The sequence below is a fragment of the Holophagaceae bacterium genome (genome assembly GCA_016720465.1).
In the GTDB taxonomy this organism is placed as follows: Bacteria; Acidobacteriota; Holophagae; order Holophagales; family Holophagaceae; genus JANXPB01.
In genome coordinates, this window is sequence record JADKKO010000001.1 from 425,714 (window position 1) to 442,062 (window position 16,349).

General features: G+C 63.9%; 18 protein-coding genes and 1 tRNA gene. 12 read left to right on the forward strand and 7 right to left on the reverse strand.

All coding sequences use genetic code 11. From position 1 onward, the window contains the following. Positions 1 to 13 precede the first annotated feature (13 nt). The 7 genes from IPQ13_01905 to IPQ13_01935 all read left to right on the forward strand — a co-directional run bounded on the left by IPQ13_01905 (position 14) and on the right by IPQ13_01935 (position 5,925). On the forward strand, positions 14 to 787 hold the full coding sequence (locus tag IPQ13_01905; GenBank protein ID MBL0209657.1) for an ABC transporter permease: 774 nt from the start codon (positions 14 to 16) through the stop codon (positions 785 to 787). Next, positions 784 to 1,578 carry an ABC transporter ATP-binding protein gene (locus IPQ13_01910; GenBank protein MBL0209658.1) on the forward strand — a complete coding sequence of 265 codons (795 nt, stop codon included), beginning with the start codon at positions 784 to 786 and terminating at the stop codon, positions 1,576 to 1,578. The genes IPQ13_01905 and IPQ13_01910 overlap by 4 nt, the downstream gene beginning before the upstream one ends. After that, a complete protein-coding gene (locus IPQ13_01915; protein ID MBL0209659.1) occupies positions 1,575 to 3,041 on the forward strand; it encodes an MCE family protein in 1,467 nt (488 codons plus the stop codon). Before IPQ13_01910 ends, IPQ13_01915 begins: the two co-directional genes overlap by 4 nt. Positions 3,042 to 3,080: 39 nt before the next feature. Further along, positions 3,081 to 3,857 carry a DUF116 domain-containing protein gene (locus tag IPQ13_01920; GenBank protein MBL0209660.1) on the forward strand — a complete coding sequence of 259 codons (777 nt, stop codon included), beginning with the start codon at positions 3,081 to 3,083 and terminating at the stop codon, positions 3,855 to 3,857. Between the two features lie 34 nt (positions 3,858 to 3,891). Beyond that, positions 3,892 to 4,818: a UbiA family prenyltransferase gene (locus tag IPQ13_01925; GenBank protein ID MBL0209661.1), complete on the forward strand. Its 927-nt coding sequence runs from the start codon at positions 3,892 to 3,894 to the stop codon at positions 4,816 to 4,818. 21 nt (positions 4,819 to 4,839) lie between these two features. Beyond that, positions 4,840 to 5,487 carry a polyphenol oxidase family protein gene (locus tag IPQ13_01930; GenBank protein MBL0209662.1) on the forward strand — a complete coding sequence of 216 codons (648 nt, stop codon included), beginning with the start codon at positions 4,840 to 4,842 and terminating at the stop codon, positions 5,485 to 5,487. Between the two features lie 75 nt (positions 5,488 to 5,562). Beyond that, positions 5,563 to 5,925 carry a septation protein SpoVG family protein gene (locus IPQ13_01935; GenBank protein ID MBL0209663.1) on the forward strand — a complete coding sequence of 121 codons (363 nt, stop codon included), beginning with the start codon at positions 5,563 to 5,565 and terminating at the stop codon, positions 5,923 to 5,925. 6 nt (positions 5,926 to 5,931) lie between these two features. Here the strand turns inward: IPQ13_01935 and IPQ13_01940 are convergent, their stop codons facing one another. The 5 genes from IPQ13_01940 to IPQ13_01960 form a co-directional block, all read right to left on the reverse strand. Further along, entirely contained in the window at positions 5,932 to 6,741 is an 810-nt protein-coding gene (locus tag IPQ13_01940) for a hypothetical protein (GenBank protein ID MBL0209664.1), read from the reverse strand. An 89-nt stretch (positions 6,742 to 6,830) separates the two neighbouring features. Beyond that, positions 6,831 to 7,985: a zf-HC2 domain-containing protein gene (locus IPQ13_01945; GenBank protein ID MBL0209665.1), complete on the reverse strand. Its 1,155-nt coding sequence runs from the start codon at positions 7,983 to 7,985 to the stop codon at positions 6,831 to 6,833. Continuing rightward, complete coding sequence (locus tag IPQ13_01950; GenBank protein ID MBL0209666.1) at positions 7,982 to 8,602, reverse strand: sigma-70 family RNA polymerase sigma factor; 621 nt, start codon at positions 8,600 to 8,602, stop codon at positions 7,982 to 7,984. The genes IPQ13_01945 and IPQ13_01950 overlap by 4 nt, the downstream gene beginning before the upstream one ends. Positions 8,603 to 8,651: 49 nt before the next feature. Next, positions 8,652 to 9,770 (reverse strand): N(4)-(beta-N-acetylglucosaminyl)-L-asparaginase, encoded by a 1,119-nt coding sequence (locus IPQ13_01955; protein MBL0209667.1) that lies wholly within the window; start codon positions 9,768 to 9,770, stop codon positions 8,652 to 8,654. Positions 9,771 to 10,499: 729 nt separating this feature from the next. After that, positions 10,500 to 10,574 (reverse strand) — tRNA-Gln (locus IPQ13_01960). Between the two features lie 82 nt (positions 10,575 to 10,656). Between IPQ13_01960 and IPQ13_01965 the strand changes: the two genes are divergently transcribed. The 5 genes from IPQ13_01965 (at position 10,657) to IPQ13_01985 (ending at position 14,483) form a co-directional block, all read left to right on the forward strand. After that, positions 10,657 to 11,265 (forward strand): YigZ family protein, encoded by a 609-nt coding sequence (locus IPQ13_01965; GenBank protein ID MBL0209668.1) that lies wholly within the window; start codon positions 10,657 to 10,659, stop codon positions 11,263 to 11,265. Positions 11,266 to 11,544: 279 nt separating this feature from the next. Further along, positions 11,545 to 11,931, forward strand: a complete 387-nt coding sequence (locus tag IPQ13_01970; protein ID MBL0209669.1) for a hypothetical protein — start codon at positions 11,545 to 11,547, stop codon at positions 11,929 to 11,931. Further along, positions 11,928 to 12,671 carry a hypothetical protein gene (locus tag IPQ13_01975; protein MBL0209670.1) on the forward strand — a complete coding sequence of 248 codons (744 nt, stop codon included), beginning with the start codon at positions 11,928 to 11,930 and terminating at the stop codon, positions 12,669 to 12,671. The genes IPQ13_01970 and IPQ13_01975 overlap by 4 nt, the downstream gene beginning before the upstream one ends. A gap of 4 nt (positions 12,672 to 12,675) precedes the next feature. Next, a complete protein-coding gene (locus IPQ13_01980; protein MBL0209671.1) occupies positions 12,676 to 13,734 on the forward strand; it encodes a histidine kinase in 1,059 nt (352 codons plus the stop codon). Beyond that, positions 13,731 to 14,483 (forward strand): LytTR family transcriptional regulator DNA-binding domain-containing protein, encoded by a 753-nt coding sequence (locus tag IPQ13_01985; GenBank protein ID MBL0209672.1) that lies wholly within the window; start codon positions 13,731 to 13,733, stop codon positions 14,481 to 14,483. The genes IPQ13_01980 and IPQ13_01985 overlap by 4 nt, the downstream gene beginning before the upstream one ends. Here the strand turns inward: IPQ13_01985 and IPQ13_01990 are convergent. Both IPQ13_01990 and IPQ13_01995 read right to left on the reverse strand, forming a co-directional pair. Next, positions 14,464 to 15,159 (reverse strand): biotin--[acetyl-CoA-carboxylase] ligase, encoded by a 696-nt coding sequence (locus IPQ13_01990; GenBank protein MBL0209673.1) that lies wholly within the window; start codon positions 15,157 to 15,159, stop codon positions 14,464 to 14,466. The two genes, IPQ13_01985 and IPQ13_01990, sit on opposite strands and share 20 nt — an antisense overlap. Continuing rightward, a complete protein-coding gene (locus tag IPQ13_01995; GenBank protein ID MBL0209674.1) occupies positions 15,159 to 15,968 on the reverse strand; it encodes a type III pantothenate kinase in 810 nt (269 codons plus the stop codon). The genes IPQ13_01990 and IPQ13_01995 overlap by 1 nt, the downstream gene beginning before the upstream one ends. Positions 15,969 to 16,349: the final 381 nt, after the last annotated feature.

The window sequence follows — 16,349 nt, forward strand, 5'->3', positions numbered from 1 at the left end:
ATCCGGGAAACGAATGCTCACCTTTTTCAATAGAGTCGGCGAGTCGCTGGTGGAATTCTTCATCCAGGCGGGCGATTTCGCCGTGATTTCAGCCCGCGCCATCAGGGCCATCGTGAAGCGGCCCTTCGACGTGGAAAACCTGATGCGGCAGTTCGCCGCGGTGGGGGTGAATTCCATTCCCGTGGTCACCCTTACGGGCCTGGCCGTGAGCATGGTCTTCGCGGTGCAGCTGGCCTTCGGTTTCAAGCAGTTCCAGGCCCAGGGCCTTGCCTCCAGCGTCGAGGGGCTGGCCGTGGTCCGGGAGCTGGCGCCGGTCATCACTGGCCTGATGATGAGCGGGCGGATCGGTTCCGCCATGGCCGCTGAATTGGGCACCATGCAGGTGACGGAGCAGATCGACGCCTTGGAATGCCTGGCCACGGACCCGATCCACTACCTATTCGTGCCGAGACTGCTGGCCGCTCTGGTGATGCTGCCCCTCCTCACCGGCATCGCGATCTACGTCGGATACTGGGGCGGCTACCTGATCCTGGTCAACGTCGAAGGCCAGAGCGCCTACACCTTCGCCAGCGAATTCTACAAGCTGATCGGCACGCGGGATCTCCGCATCGCCCTGACCAAGGCCATGGCCTTCGGGCTCATCATCGCCCTGGTGGGCTGCTGGAGGGGCTACCGGACCCGGGGCGGCGCCGAGGGCGTGGGCAACGCCCCCACCAGCAGCGTCGTGACGTCCTCGCTGTGGATCCTGGTGACGGACTTCTTCCTGACCAAGTTGATGCTCGTATGAGCGCCGTCATCGAAGTCGCAAACGTATCGAAGGCCTTCGGCCCCAAAGTGGTGCTGAAGAACGTGAATCTCGAGGTTGAGAAAGGGGAGAGCCTGGTGATCATGGGCGGATCCGGCACCGGCAAGACGGTGCTGCTCCGCATCATCATGGGCCTGCTGACGCCGGACCGCGGGCATGTCGCCGTGGATGGAAAGACCATCCAGGATCTCAGCATCCCCGAGCTCTTCGAGGTCCGGAAGCAGATCGGCATGTGCTTCCAGATGGCCGCGCTCTTCGATTCCATGAGCGTCTTCGAGAATGTGGCCTTCGCCCTCAAACGGCACACGGACATGGGCAAGAAGGACATCGCGATGCGCGTGGACGAGTGCCTGGCCATGGTGGGCCTGAAGGGCAGCGACAAGCTCAAGCCTTCGGAGCTTTCCGGCGGCATGAAGCGGCGCGTGGGTTTCGCCCGGGCCATCGCCCTCAAGCCGAAGATCCTGTTGTTCGACGAGCCCACCACGGGCCTCGATCCGGTCATGACGGATGTCATCGGCCGCATCATCCTGGACTTGAAGCACGAGCTGGGCGTCACCAGCATCACCGTCACCCACGACCTGAAATCGGCCTTCATGATCGGCGACCGCGTGGCCCTGATCTTCCAGGGCGAATGCCTGGCGGTCCAGGAGCCCGAAGCGTTCAAGGCGAATCCCAACCCCGTGATCCAGCAATTCCTGCGGGGCGATGCGGACGGACCATTCCTGCAGGATCCCCCACCTCCCAAACGGTATCGCCAGGAGGCGAGCATATGAAAATCGAAACCAAGGTCGGACTTTTCTTCGTCGGCACCCTCGTGGTCCTGGGCGTCCTGATCTTCAATACGGGAAAATTCAGCTTCGGGAGCGACAACAATTCCAACCATTTCACCGTGTACTTCGACCAGGTGGCTGGTCTCGCAGTCCAGGCCCCGGTCCGCGTGGCCGGCGTGAAGGTGGGGGAAGTGAAATCCATCACCCTGGACCATGGCCGGGCCAAGGTGGACCTGAAACTGAACAAGGATTTCCAGCTTTACATGGACGCGCAGGCTTCCTTGAGCTCCATCGGCATTCTGGGCGAAAAGTACATCGACCTGACCCAGGGCCATTACGAAAAAGGGCCCATCGATCCGTCGATGCTCATCCCCAGCCGAAGCGGCGTGAGCCTGGATGACCTGATGGTCACCCTGGCCGCCATCAGCCGCGATATCAAGGGCGTCACTGGCGCGTTGAACAGCTCCATCGGCGGCGAAGAGGGCCGGGCCAAGCTGGACGAGATCGTGGACAACATCCGGGTGCTCACGGGTGAATTCAGGACCCTCTCCCAGGAGAACCATGCCGCCATCAACCACACCTTGGCGAACGCCGAGGCCATGACCGGGGATCTGCGGGAGCGCATCCCCCGCCTGGCCCAACAATTCGAAGACCTCGGCAAGCACCTGGATGCCCTGGTCCAGGAGACCCGTCCTGAGCTGCGCGGCACCATGCAGGATGTCCATAAGCTGGCGGGCAGCTTCCAGGAGACCTCCGTCAACCTGAAGAACATCACGGCCAAGCTCAACAACGGCGAAGGCACCATCGGCAAGCTGCTGAACGACGACACCACCATCAAGAAGATCAACACCGCCGTGGACAGCCTGAACGACATGCTCGGCGGCTTCAAGGCCATGGACCTGCGTCTGGACTTGAACGGCGCCCGCTGGACTTCCCGCGGGGACAGCCAGGTGGGCCTGGGCATCGAGCTCGTGCCGCGCCACGACTACTGGTATTCCCTGGACTTGAATTCCACGCCGGACGGCAAGATCGCCGATTCGACCCGCACCATCAAGAAAATCGATCCCGCAACGGGCCTGCCGGTCGAAGTTTTGGAGCATACCCGGAACGTGGTGTCCGACCAGGCCCTCACCCTCTCGGCCCAATTCGCCAAGCGCTTCGCGGAGAACTGGGTGCTCAGCGCAGGCATCGTGGAGGGCAAGGGCGGCGCGGGGATCGAGTGGCGCTCCTTCGAGGACCGCTTCCGCGTGGGGGCCCTGGCCTACGACTTCACCAGGCGCGACGACAAGCCCAACCCGCGCTACCGGCTCACCGCCAGCTACCAGTTCTGGAAGAACGTCTACATGAAAGTCGGCGGCCAGGACCTCGGCAACAAGGAACTGCGCACGTTCTTTGTCGGCGGCGGCATCCGTTGGAAGGATGACGATCTGAAGAAACTCGTGGGCCTGGCGAGTTCGGCGAAATAGCGATGGTCCCCCGTTCCCTTGTGGTTGAAAATGGAAGCCATGGCTCCCGACGCACTGCCCGCTGAACGCTACGGGATCTTCCTGTGGGTGCGGCGCGGCGTGCCGGTGGCCTTGATGCTGGGGTTCCTGCTGGTGGGCCTGCTGATGCCCCATGGATTCGGCTGGTGGGCCCTCGCGGCCATGGCCATGGCCGGAGTGGCCTGGCCGACTTTCAAGCGGGGGGAAGCCTATCTTCGGGCCCGCCGCGCGATCATCAGATGGGATGGCATGTGGGTCTGGCTCTTCCGCCCCCTGGCCCGGTCCCTGGGGCAGGAAGACGGCTGGATCCTATCGTTCTGCGGCTGGAACAACCTTCGTGTGCGCGAGGCCTTCGAGCACCGCAAAGCAAGGCGTTCCCTCATCCTCCTGCCCCATTGCGTCCAGCTTGCCAAGTGCAAGGCGCCCATCCTCGATGATATCGAGAAGTGCTATGACTGCGGCCTCTGCCCCGTCGGCGACTACATGCACGGCATTCTGGAAAACCGATGGGACAGCCGCATCACCAACCGCAGCCACAAGGCCTACCGGGAAGCCCGTGAATACCAGCCCGATCTGATCGTCGCGGTGAGCTGCACGGACCGGCTGCTGAAGGGACTCGTGAAGCTGTCTGAAGTCCCGGCCTACGTGATCCCGCTGACCCTGCCCCATGGAATGTGCGTGGACACGCAATTCAGCGTCCCCCACCTGATGGCGGCCATGCAGACCCTCGCCGAGCCGAAGCTGGGTCCGCGCCCCATCGAGGGACAGGACGGCCAGAACGCCGCCAGCGCAGCCTGATGCGGGCCGCCATCGGCAAGGTGTTCCTGATCCCATGAACTCCCCGAGATTCATGCTCCGCGGACTCTTTGAAAAGCTCCTTGGCAAGGAGCTGATGGCCTATCTCCTGCACCTGCGGCCCACGGAATGGCCGATCATGACCGCTCATTTCTTCCTCGGCACCCTGCTGGCGAAAGGCTGGCCCGCCTTCACCACCGGCGCCAAGGGAAGCCTGGCCGCATGGACCATCTTCGTGGTGCTCATGAACGGCGGCACGTTGGCCCTGAACTCGGCCTTCGACCAGGATGAAGGGGATATCGGCTACCTGAAGGCGCCGCCCAAGCCTCCGAGATTTCTGGTCCATTTCGGGTTCGCGCTTCTGGCCGGCAGCCTGGGATGGAGTCTGGTCTTCATCCGCGTGAAACCCGGCGGCCATTACTTCTTCGAGATCGTGATGACCTGCGTGCTCATGAGCATCCTCTACAGCGTGCCGCCCATCCGCCTGAAGGCGCGGGCGGGCTGGGACCTGCTCATCAACTGCCTGGGTTTCGGATTCTTCACGCCCATGGCGGGCTGGGTGTTCACCGGCCGGGGCCTTGAACCCGTGCTGATGAGCCTTTGCATCGGGTTCGGCCTGCTCTTCGCCGCGCTCTATCCTTTGACCCAGATCTACCAGGTCGAAGAGGACACCCAACGCGGCGACAAGACCCTGGTGATCCGCTTTGGCATCGGCCCAAGCCTCTCCTACGCGATCCTGGCCACCCTCAGCGCCCACCTTTGGTTCGCGCAAGCCTGCCTCAAGGCCCATGTCAGCCCGCTCTACCTGCTGATCTCCCTCGCGGCCTGGTTGGGGATCTTGATCCCGTGGCGGCTGCGCTGGCAGAGGATCAGCAGCCAGCAGGCCGAAGCCGGCATGTACCGCGGCCTGGCAGCCTGGGCTATCACGGATGTCAGCGTGCTGGTCCTGCTCTGGCCGAAATAGAAATCCTGAGGCCTGGTCCGGATGCTCATCCCTGCAGTGCGCCCCCCCTTCCCCCTTGCCTGGGGTTTCACCACCAAGCAGGATGACCCGGCTGGCTTGCCTCAGGTGCGGCTTTCCCAGGTGCACGGTTGCGGGGTGGTGGGCGCAACCGAGGCCGTGCAGGAGGCCGATGGCATCTGGACCATGGACCCGGGCGTGAAGATCGGCGTCCGCGTGGCTGATTGCGTGCCGATCCTGATGGCAGGACTTGTGGTTGGGAAACCCTGGATCGCGGCCCTGCACGCCGGCTGGCGGGGCGCAACGGCCGGGATCTTCCGCCACGGCATTGAACGGTTCATGGATCAGGGCGGCGACCTTTCATCCCTCGTATGGGTTTTGGGCCCTTGCATCCAGCCCTGCCATTTCGAGGTTGGCCCGGAAGTCATCGAGGCTGCCCGGCGGGATCCAGCGTGGCGCGAAGGAATGGAATCCCGCGGCCCATCGGGGAAGCCCCATCTTGATCTCCATGGCCTCCTGCGGGCCCAGGGCCTGGACATGGGCCTGGATCCTGCCCGTGAAGCCTCCATCCCCCTTTGCACCGTTTGCGAGGAAGCTAGCCTGTGGTCCTACCGGCGCGGCGATCGCAGCGAACGGCAGTGGGGGTGGATCGAGATCGGGGGCCGCGGGTGACCGCCGCTCAACACGGTTTTCATCCGCGCCCAACTGTGTTTATCTGGGGTTGAAGCTTCATCGGATTGGACGGGCATGCTCAACATCACCGAAGTGCGGATCAACAAGGTCGAAGGGGACGAAAAGCTGCGCGCTTTCGCGAGCCTCGTCATCGACGAGTGTTTCCTGGTCGGCGACCTGAGGGTATTGGAAAACGAAGACGGCTACTACGTGGTCATGCCGAGCAAACGCAAGCGGGACGGTAGTTTCAAGGACATCGCGTATCCCCTGAACACAGGGGCCAAGGATTTCATCCAGGAGAAGGTCCTGTTGGCTTTCGAGGCCGCCACCGGCCGCAAGGCCATCTCCCGCATCGAGCAGGGCGAACCGGGTCCTGTCCGCCCTGATCTGCTGGGTGTCGAGGAATTCGGCTTCACACCCAAGAGCACACCTGGCTGAGCCTGTTCAATACCGGCGCGGGGGTGGCGGCGCGAAATCGCCATCCCACATGCGGTTCCGCGGGGGCTGGGGCGGGTGGACCCGGATCACGCCCAGGCGGCAGAGGGTCTCGCGCCATTCGTACTTGATGAAGGTCTTTTCATAGGCAGTCGCTTCAGGCTCAAAGGCCACGGCGATGGAGGGGGAATACTCTTCGCTGCCGTAGCCTGTGCCGGCCTCATCCTTCTGCTCCATCTGCGGGGACGGCTTGGACAGTTCGCGCGCAGGTGCGCTCGGCGCCATCGAACCGGCACCAGACATGGATCGCCGTGGCTGGTCGTGTCGGAATTGCTCTCGATAACGGGGCATGGGCTGATGCCGGACTTCCGGGAAGGCCGCCAGGGCGATGACGCCCATGGCCGATTCATCATTGAAGGCCGCGGCATAGGAATCCGGCGCCTCGGTGAAGTAGAAGCGGTTGATCCGGTCCCGCCCGGTGCGCCAGCCACCGTATTCCGCCGTGGCGTAGGGCTCCAGGACGTACATCTGCTCGTTGTTGCGCAGCCAGGATTTCCCGCCGGAAAGGATGTTCCGGCCGTCCACCGCGATCACCACGCCCACCCGCCGGTCTAGGTTGTTCCGAATCTGGATGCGGTAGTGCTCGCCCTTCACGGCTTCGGCGTAGACGCGGGAGGCGCCGCCCCGGTTTGCCGCCGGGTAGAGCGGGAGTGTGCGGCCGGAATCGGTCCGGATTTCCATGGTGACGGCGTGGCCGACGCTGTCCGCCACCGCCGGGCCTGAGCAATTCACCAGTCCTGCCGCGAGCAGGAACATCATGGGGGATTTCATGGGAGCCTCCTATCGAATGGGCCTGCTCTGTTAGACAAGAGTCCCCATTCGAAAGTTCCCGAAGGCTGTCCTGGGAATCACCAGCGGATGGTGATGGCGATCATGGAAGGTTCTCCTCCCGAAAGGTCCGGCTGTTCCAGGACCCTGCCGACCCTCGCCAGCCGGGACACCAGTTCCGGCATCCGCCGCGGGTCGAGCCGAGCCCTCAGCATGCGCGAAGCATCGGAATCCCGCCGGGGAAGCAAGGTGGCGCCTATTCTGGCCAATTCCCGTTCGATCAATGGTCTGGCGGATTCAGGCTGGGGCATGTCCAGGCGGATCGCCCAAATTCTGTCATCTGATTTCTCTTTGGGTGCCGCCTGGGCTTGCAATTGCCCCGTGGCCTCGGCCGCCTTCTGCCTGGACGCTTCATCGGCGCGCCTGCTTCGGTCCTCGTGATCCGCGGTGGCCCGATTTTCTGCGTCTCTCGAACCTTTTTTCGACGCGGGGGCCGCTGCGGACTCGGCCAGCACCGGAATCGCTCCTCCCCTTACGGATGGAACCTCGGGAGTAGGTTTCGACGCTTCAAGGGATGGCGGGGGCTCAGGCCGCGCCCTGTCCTTTTCCTCCTTCGCCAAACCCAGCTGGGCGGCTGGGGCAGTCGGTGCTGGGGCGGGCGGAGGCGGCGGCGCGTATTTCGGAGAAAGAGCAAACCCTGATTCCGATGGCTTGGAATCTCCCTGCAGGACCTGGTCCACCGAGTCGGGCGCTGTTGTCGGCTTCTCCGCAAGGCCGCTCCTCGACCCCGGCGTGAGCTGAGCCTGGGCTGCCTCGGATTTTTGGGGCTGGCTCTGAGGTGTTGCCGGAGCCTGGGATCGTTCCAATTCCTTGAATACATCCTGTCCTGGACGCTGGGACTTCATCAGGTAGAAACCGGTGGCCGCCAACAGCAGGATGCTGGCCACCTGGAACTGCGGTCTCATCACCATGGGCCGCAGGAAGCGCCGCCAAAAGGAGTCCTGGAGCGGCGCCTCTGCCCGGACCCTGGCCATGATTTTCGAGGCGAGCCAGGGCGGAGGTTCCACCGGCCTCAGCCCCTTGAGCTGGGAATGGGTCCGCTGGAGTTCCTTCTGCGCGGTTCGGCATTCCGGGCACTGCGCCAGATGGCTGTCCAGCCGGGTCCGCGCCTCGGGCGACAGGGGCTGGTCCAGGGACATGGACAGCAAATCAAGGTATTCGCGGCAGGCCGTCATGGGGCCCCCATGGCGCGTTTCAGGCAATCCTTGATGCCCTCCCGCGCCCTGAACAACCGGGATTTCACGGTGCCTTCCCGCACCTTCAACATCGCCCCGATTTCCTCATAGGAATGCTCCTGGAGGTCCCTCAATACCAGGACTTCGCGGAAATCCTGAGGCAGCTCTGCGATGCACGCCTCTATTTTTCTCCGCATGGCCGTTTCTTCCATCTGCTCCAGGGCCGAAGGGGCCTGGGAAGGTGGCTCCTGGCGCAGTTCGCCGTCATCGGTCTGCCGCGCCGCGTCCAGGGAATAGGCTTCGTGGCTGCGCCGGGCCTTGATCCGCACCAGGCCGTTGCGCGCCTGGTTCAGGGTGATGGTGGTCAGCCAGGTGCTGAACTTGGCTTCTCCGCGGAAGGCCGCGAGGTTCTTATAGGCGGCCACAAAGGCATCCTGCACCACCTCGCAGGCCTCGTCGTAGTCGCCGACTACGCGGTAGGCCAGATTCAGCATGGCCTTCTGGTGGCGGCGCACCAGCCACTCGAAGGCGCGTTCGGACAATTCCGCGCCTCCTGACCGGCAGGCCGACACCAGCTCCACATCTTCGGACTCCTCGTTCAATCGCGGTGCGCTCATCACATTGGACAGTGTAATCGCCGGATATGTTCCCGGGCCCCGGTCCGGCTCATTCACTGGGCTTGCCGGAGAACAATGCCTCCGTGGGCTCTGTGCGCGGACCATGGGCATCGCAAACTGCGTACTTGGACGCGTACAAGGAAACGCCCGCGTGTTCGCCGAGGGCATTGAGGATGTAGAAACTCACGTTGAAGTTGGGAAGTCCCCGGGCATTCAGGAGCGGCTTCCGCACGGTATTGGCCTGGATGCGGCGCAGGGCTTCCATCCCCGCGTCTTTGGGCTTCATGCCCCGCCGCAGCAGCTCGACGATGAGGAAGGAACAGAGGCCATACAGATTCGCCTCGCCCCTCCCGGTGGATCCGGCGGCCCCCACTTGGCCGTCCACATAGAGGCCCGCGCCCAGGACCGGACTGTCTCCGACCCGGCCCGGGATCTTCCAAGCCAAGCCACTGGTGGTGGTTACACCAGAAATCTCCCCTTTTTGATTCACACCGTTGCAGTTGATGGTGCCGTAGAAGTGTTCGGGATCGATGAGCCCATCGCGCACCATCTGCAGGCCCGCTTCGAATCCCAGCCTCGATTGCTGTTTCGGATCCAGCCAGTGATTGGCGTCCGTGCGGCGTTTCCACTCCAGCCACAGCTTGCGGGAATGCTCCGTGTTGAGGTCCGCCTCGATGGTGAAGCCCAACTGGCGGGCGAAGGTCTGGGCGTCGCGGCCCACCAGCAGATGGTGGTCCGTCTGCTCCATCACCGCCTTGGCGACCTTCGATGGGGTGCGGACGCCCTCGATGCAGGCCACGCCGCCGGCCCGTTTCGTCGGCCCATGCATGCAGCAGGAATCCAGTTGCACCACGCCCTCGGCGTTGGGCAGGCCGCCATAGCCCACGCTGTCATCCTCGGGGTCCAGTTCCACAATGTTGACGCCCTGGATGAGCGCATCCAACACATCCGATCCCTGCTCCATCAATGCAAAGGCCTGGGCCACGCAGGTGAGCGGTCCGCCATTCTTGAATCGGTTGCCGTTGGCGCTGGAGACGACCACGGGCTGGGGACCTGCGCGTTTGACCGCAGGCGCCTGGGTCGGTTGGTCTTTCACCGGCAGCGAGGCCGCAATGCCAGCAGCGGCGCCGGTGGTCAGGAACGTGCGGCGGTCGATGGAATGCGGCATGGAACCCCCCGATGGCCTGTCTATCATGATTCACACCAAGCCTAATCGCTTCGGGGAGCCCAAGGCTATCTGTTGGGCAGGAAGGATTCGCTTCGCTCCCCGGCACTGGCTGCGCACGGGAATCCGCCTTCGGCGGACCGGCTGCGGTCGCTCCCGCGCCCTTCGCCTTTCCCTACCTGCGCGCCATTGCCGTTCGAATCCTTCCTCCTTACCGGAAGGCCTCCTCGGAGCAACTGGTTGGGGAGGAAGGATTCGCTTCGCTCCCCGGCACTGGCTGCGCACGGGAATCCGCCTTCGGCGGACCGGCTGCGAACGCTCTCGCGTCCTCCGCCTTTCCCTACCTGCGCGCCATTGCCGTTCGAATCCTTCCTCCTTACCGGAAGGCCTCCTCGGAGCAACTGGTTGGGGAGGAAGGATTCGCTTCGCTCCCCGGCACTGGCTGCGCACGGGAATCCGCCTTCGGCGGACCGGCTGCGAACGCTCTCGCGTCCTCCGCCTTTCCCTACCTGCGCGCCATTGCCGTTCGAATCCTTCCTCCTTACCGGAAGGCCTCCTCGGAGCAACTGGTTGGGGAGGAAGGATTCGCTTCGCTCCCCGGCACTGGCTGCGCACGGGAATCCGCCTTCGGCGGACCGGCTGCGAACGCTCTCGCGTCCTCCGCCTTTCCCTACCTGCGCGCCATTGCCGTTCGAATCCTTCCTCCTTACCGGAAGGCCTCCTCGGAGCAACTGGTTGGGGAGGAAGGATTCGAACCCTCGATACGCAGGATCAAAACCTGCTGCCTTACCACTTGGCTACTCCCCAGTGGAACGGAAAGTGTAGCGCAGGCGCAGGTCTCCGCAAAGCAGGGAGTGTCGTGGGGACCCATCCGTTGCGATACTAGTGCATGCGACGCCTGACGGCCCCGGCCCTGTTCAAACTCCGCGAGAAGGCTTCTGTCTTCCTGACGGAGCTGCACCCTGCGGCCGATGCGGAGGCGCGGAGCGCCGTGCTGGCGAGGCTCCGCAAGCGGGACTTCGATGCGACGCATCATTGCTCCGCCTGGCGGGAAGGCGTGCCGGTGGCGGCCTACGGCGCCGATGACGACGGCGAACCCGGCGGCACCGCGGGCGCGCCCATGCTGCGGGTGCTGGAGGGGAATGACCTGACGGATGTCATCGCCGTCTGCATCCGATGGTTCGGCGGCACCAAACTCGGCACCGGCGGACTGGTGCGGGCCTACACGGAAAGCCTGCAAGGCGCCATCGCTGCGGCCGAGGCCGCAGGCCTGTTCGAGGAGGTCCGGATCCTCCGCATCGGCGAGATCCATGTCAGCCCTGAATTGGCGCACCTGCCCTTCTCGGTGCTGGGCGCCTTTTCAGAAATCGAGATCATGGAGCAATCCTTCGAAGCTGGCGAATCCCTGGTCCGCTTTTCGATGCCCCCCGGCCGCGAAGCCGCCCTGGAGGCCGCCTGGCAGGAACGTAGCCGGGGCGGCCGCATTCGCTGGGCATGAGCACGGAACTTAGAGGCATGGGGTTCTAGCCTTAAGAGCGAAAAACCGCATAGACTCCACTCGCCGACTCCGTTCCGCCGTTCACCGATCAGCCGTAGTCCGCGTCCCTGGCGCTTCGTAGATTGGAAACCGGGGGGCGGATATGTACGGAATGGCGAATCCCGAAATGGTGGTCCCGAGCAACAGCTGGATGCCCATCGCTGCGGCGCTGATGTTGATTGTTGGACTCCTGTTTGCCTTGAAGATGACTTCCCGCCAGGACACCAAAGGAGACAGATCATGAAGGACCCAGGCACCTCGCGCTTCTCATCCAGGCTCATCATGGGCATTGCCGCCATCTTGGTGGGCATCGGGCTCCTGCTGGCGAACCTGGATATGCTGCCCTCGGATCAGATCTTCCGCTGGTGGCCCTTGCTTCTGGTGGCCTTGGCCGTGGGCCGGTTCCTGGACCGGGGCCTCGTCTGGAGCACCGGCGGCCATGTGCTGCTGTGGATAGGAGTCATCGGGCTCCTGGGCGAAACCGGCCACGATGGAATCATCCATGACTGGTGGCCCATGATCCTGGTCTACTTCGGCGCGCTGGTGGCCGTCCGCTCCTTCGTACCGCGTCCCCCGAAACCTGGCAAACCTGAGATCCTCAATGTAACCGACGAGACGAAGCCATGAACGACATGAACGAGACACCCGTAGAAAACAAATCTCCCGAAGGAGCCCCGCGGAGCGCCTTCACCCCGAGGCTGGTGCTGGGCGTGGCCCTGATCCTGGCGGGCGTGGCCTTCACCTTGGACAACCTGGGATTTATGAATGCCCACCTCCTCCTGAAGCTATGGCCCTTGGTGATCATTCTCTGGGGCCTTGCGAAACTTTGGCAGGAAGGCCTGCGCTACGGCGGGGGCGGCCTGTTCCTGGTGGCCATCGGGACCTTCTTCCTGTTGGTGATGCTCGGGCACGGCAACCTGGCGGAGTCCCTGGCGCCCATGGGCCTGGTGGCCTTCGGCATCTGGATGGTCATGCGCGCCCTGCAGAAAAAACGCACTCCGGCCCAGGGCCCCCTGAATTCCGAGCACTACGTCCAGGGCACCGCGATCTTCTGCGGAGCCAAGCGCAGAGTCGTGTCCCAGGCCTTTGAAGGGGGCGAATTCACCGCCATCTTCGGCGGATTCGAAGCGGATCTCCGGGGGGCAGCCGCGGCCGGAAACCAGGTGCGGATGGATGTCTTCGCCCTCTTCGGCGGCGGCCAATTGAAGATTCCTGAGTCCTGGGTCGTGATAAACCATGCCACCGCGCTGTTCGGCGGCATCGATGACAAGACCCAGGATGACTATTCCAAAGCGGCCGATCCCAACGCGCCGCGCCTCGTCCTCACAGGCGTGGTCCTCTTCGGCGGGCTGGAAATCAAACACTGAACCCATGCATCCGATCCTCACCAGCCGCACCCGCCTTCTGGCCTACCTGCTCCTGTGGGTGCCCTTGGGCGGGCTGCTGGCGGGCCTCGCCGTCATGCAGGGCTGGACCCGGCTCGAAGCCCTGGCCCTGGCCGTGCCCATGGCGGTGCTCGGCGCGGGGCTCTACCTCTCGCCCTATTACTTGTGCAGGGTTGTCAATGTGGAGAACCAGAGCCACAGCAACCTCGCCATCATCTGGGGATTCGCGGCCGTCATCGACGCGGGATTGTGGAGCGGCACAGCCTGGGGCGTGGCCCGGTTCCTGGGGCGCTTTGATTCCCTGCACTCCCTGCCCCTGAAAATCACCCCTGCCCTGCCGGTGCTCTGGTCCCTGGGGGTGGTCCTGTACCTGGCCACCGCCGCCTTCTACTACCTGCTCATCGCCTTGCAGCGCGCCCAGAAGGCCGAGGCGGAGCAGCTCCAGTTGCGGATGCTGGCCCAGGAGGCCGAACTGAAGGCTCTGCGCGCGCAGTTGAATCCCCACTTCCTGTTCAACAGCCTGAACTCCATCAGCGCGCTCACCACGGTGGATCCCAAACGGGCCCGGGAGATGTGCCTGCTGCTCTCGGACTTCTTGAGAAAAAGCCTGGGCCTGGGCGAGCGGCGCCAGGTGGCGCTGCGCGAAGAACTGGATCTGGTGCGGGCCTACCTGTCCATCGAGCAGATCCGTTTCGGCGAGCGCCTGAAAGTGGCCTGGGACATCGCGCCCGAAGCCGAGGGCGCGCTGGTTCCCACCCTGCTGCTGCAGCCCCTGGTGGAAAACGCCATCAAGCACGGCATCTCAGCCCTGCCCGAAGGCGGCGAACTGAGGCTTCAGGCCCTGGCGCAACAGGGCACCGTGACCTTCACTGTGGACAATCCGGCCAATCCGGACACCCCCGTGAAACCCGGCCTGGGCCTCGGCCTTCGGCAGGTGCGCCAACGCCTTTGGGGGCGGTTTCCCGACCGCTGCCGGTTCGAATCGGAGTATAAAGAAGGCCGCCATCGCGTGGTGTTGGCCTTTCCCCTGGAGACGGAGCCATGAGCAAGGACACCTTCACCGCCCTCATCGTGGACGACGAAGAACTGGCGCGGGCCCTGGTCCGGGAGCATCTGGAACCCCATCCGGAGATCAGGATCCTGGCCGAATGCGCCAATGGCTTCGAAGCCGTGAAAGCCGCCACTGAACAGAAACCCGACCTGCTGTTCCTGGATATCCAGATGCCGAAGCTGGATGGCTTCGAGGTGCTGGAACTCCTGGAAACGCAGCCCGCGACGGTGTTCATCACGGCCTTCGACCAGCATGCCATCAAGGCCTTCGAAGCCCATGCCGTGGACTACCTGCTGAAGCCCTTCAGCGAGGCCCGATTCGAAGAGGCCCTGGCCAAGGCGAAGGCCAAATGCGTCGCCGGCCAGCCCTCCGTGCCCCGTCCCGCGGAGCTCAGCGCCTCCGCCCGGGACAAGTGGCCGCTAGAGCGGCTCGTGGTCCGGGACGGCTCCAAGGTGACGTTCATCTCCCTGGACAAATTGGATTACGTGCAGGCCCAGGACGACTACGTGGAACTCAAGACCGAGGGCCGCAGCTACCTGAAGCAGCAGACCCTGTCGAGCCTGGAGAACCAGCTCGACCCGAACCGCTTCCTGCGGGTCCACCGCTCCTTCCTGCTGCCCCTGGACCGCCTGGCCCGCCTGGAACAGGGCCTCACCGACAGTTGGACCGCCATCCTGCGCGACGGGACGAAACTGCCCGTGAGCCGCAGCGGCTACGCGAAGCTCAAGGAGCTGATCGGGTAAGGCCGCTGATCTCAGCCGCGCTCAGCCGCTCAATTCCAGCCGCAGTGGCAACCTTCAGACGGCCATCCTCCTCCCAGCCCAACGCCACGCCCTGGCCTTGTTCCCATTGAATGGACGATCCGTTCTCGGGCCAACGGAAGGGGATGGCTGCTTCGGTTTCGAGGTGCTGCCAGGCATCGAGGATGGTGCGCGCCAGCGCGCGTGGATCTGGAACCGCGATGCTCAATTCCTGAAGGCTGGCCGCCGGTATGCGCCTGCCCTTCAGCCTTGGCGCGCTTCGCAGATTCACTCCCAGGCCCAGGATCAGCCGTTCGCCGGCCTTCTCGCCGATGATGCCACCAAGTTTCACGAGCCGCCCCTCGTGATAGGCCACGAGATCGTTGGGCCATTTGAGCCCTAGCTGCACGCCGCAGCCTTGCAGGCATTCCGCCACCTTGGCCATGGCCCGTTGCAGCACGATGCCCGGCATCAATTCCGGTGGTGGCAGGGCCACGGACATCCACAGGCCGGCCCCCGGCGCGCTGATCCAGGCGTTGCCCTGGCGGCCGCGGCCTTCGGATTGCGCATCGGCCACCACAGCGCAATGGCCGAGTTCAGGATGGCGGCGGAGAAAAGCCTGCGTGGAATCCAATTCGGCGAAATGGATGAGCAGCGGCCGCCGCGCAGAACCGGCCATCACGGATGGGTTTTGGCGCCGCGGCGCACCAGTTGCTCATTCCGCTGCCAGATCAGGCGCAGGCCTTCAAGGGTGAGGTCGGATTCCACATGGTGGATGTGGCGGCTCGATTCCGAGATGACTTTCGCGAGGCCGCCCGTCGCCACCACCGTCGCGCCGGGATGTTCCACCAGCAACCGCTCCAGGATTCCGTCCACCAGGCCCACGTAGCCATAGAAGATGCCCGACTGCATGGCTTGCACGGTGTTGCGCCCCACAAGCCGCTCGGGCTCGGTGATCTCGATGCGCGGCAGCCGCGAGGCCCGCTGAAACAGAGCTTCCGCGCTGATCTTCAGGCCCGGCGCGATGAGTCCGCCCAGGTATTCCTTCCGGTCGTTCACCACATCGAAGGTCGTGGCGGTGCCGAAATCCACCGTGATGAGGGGCGCGCCGTATTTCTCGATGCCCGCCACCGCGTTCACCAGACGGTCCGCGCCCAGCTCAGACGGATTCTCGATCAGGACTTTAAGGCCCGTCTTCACGCCGGGCTCGATCCACAGGGGCTCCACGTCGAAGTAGGTGCGCGCCCAGCTCTGCAGGACCGGGTGGAGTGGCGGCACCACGGAGGAAATCACCAGATGCTTGATCTGGGAGGGTTCCAGGTCCTGGTGCCGGAACAGCGCTAGGGTCGACAGCCCGTATTCATCGGCGGTGCGCTCCCGCGAGGTGGCCAGCCGCCACGAACACATGAGCGGCGCCTTCGCTCCCTTCGAGAGGTCGAAGACCCCCAGAACGATGTTGGTGTTGCCGACGTCGACAGCGAGAAGCAGGCTCATGGAAATAGTTTGCCAGATCGGAGTGGCCTGTGGCCTGCGGGCGGCGGACGGATGCCAGGTTGCGGTCATTCCCATAAGAAACAATTTCACCGCCAAGACGCCATATATCAATTCGTCTCCGGGCATCGGCTGAGCCGATACCGGGAAGTGCGCCAAGAAAAGGAATTCCTGATTTCCCACGGACCTCAGCCGGTTATCGCTTGGCACCAACAACGTGAAAAGGGCCATGAATCCACAGATTCCACCGATTACACAGATTGAATGATGCGAAAGGTGGAGAAATGAAGGTTGCTCTTGGCAGGGAGCATGGGCCGACCCCGGCCCTGCCGGGGCCGCGCGACCTCGTCGTGCGGGTTTTCAGGGCGGCGGCGCTTC

Excerpts from the sequence above, each read along its gene's own strand:
- IPQ13_01990 (MBL0209673.1), bottom strand. The coding sequence starts at position 15,159 with ATGGCCGGTTCTGCGCGGCGGCCGCTGCTCATCCATTTCGCCGAATTG.
- IPQ13_01945 (MBL0209665.1), bottom strand. The coding sequence starts at position 7,985 with ATGACGGCCTGCCGCGAATACCTTGATTTGCTGTCCATGTCCCTGGAC.
- IPQ13_01915 (MBL0209659.1), top strand. The coding sequence starts at position 1,575 with ATGAAAATCGAAACCAAGGTCGGACTTTTCTTCGTCGGCACCCTCGTG.
- IPQ13_01925 (MBL0209661.1), top strand. The coding sequence starts at position 3,892 with ATGAACTCCCCGAGATTCATGCTCCGCGGACTCTTTGAAAAGCTCCTT.
- IPQ13_01975 (MBL0209670.1), top strand. The coding sequence starts at position 11,928 with ATGAACGACATGAACGAGACACCCGTAGAAAACAAATCTCCCGAAGGA.
- IPQ13_01985 (MBL0209672.1), top strand. The coding sequence starts at position 13,731 with ATGAGCAAGGACACCTTCACCGCCCTCATCGTGGACGACGAAGAACTG.
- IPQ13_01965 (MBL0209668.1), top strand. The coding sequence starts at position 10,657 with ATGCGACGCCTGACGGCCCCGGCCCTGTTCAAACTCCGCGAGAAGGCT.
- IPQ13_01905 (MBL0209657.1), top strand. The coding sequence starts at position 14 with ATGCTCACCTTTTTCAATAGAGTCGGCGAGTCGCTGGTGGAATTCTTC.
- IPQ13_01950 (MBL0209666.1), bottom strand. The coding sequence starts at position 8,602 with ATGAGCGCACCGCGATTGAACGAGGAGTCCGAAGATGTGGAGCTGGTG.
- IPQ13_01910 (MBL0209658.1), top strand. The coding sequence starts at position 784 with ATGAGCGCCGTCATCGAAGTCGCAAACGTATCGAAGGCCTTCGGCCCC.
- IPQ13_01970 (MBL0209669.1), top strand. The coding sequence starts at position 11,545 with ATGAAGGACCCAGGCACCTCGCGCTTCTCATCCAGGCTCATCATGGGC.
- IPQ13_01920 (MBL0209660.1), top strand. The coding sequence starts at position 3,081 with ATGGCTCCCGACGCACTGCCCGCTGAACGCTACGGGATCTTCCTGTGG.
- IPQ13_01930 (MBL0209662.1), top strand. The coding sequence starts at position 4,840 with ATGCTCATCCCTGCAGTGCGCCCCCCCTTCCCCCTTGCCTGGGGTTTC.
- IPQ13_01940 (MBL0209664.1), bottom strand. The coding sequence starts at position 6,741 with ATGATGTTCCTGCTCGCGGCAGGACTGGTGAATTGCTCAGGCCCGGCG.
- IPQ13_01935 (MBL0209663.1), top strand. The coding sequence starts at position 5,563 with ATGCTCAACATCACCGAAGTGCGGATCAACAAGGTCGAAGGGGACGAA.
- IPQ13_01955 (MBL0209667.1), bottom strand. The coding sequence starts at position 9,770 with ATGCCGCATTCCATCGACCGCCGCACGTTCCTGACCACCGGCGCCGCT.
- IPQ13_01980 (MBL0209671.1), top strand. The coding sequence starts at position 12,676 with ATGCATCCGATCCTCACCAGCCGCACCCGCCTTCTGGCCTACCTGCTC.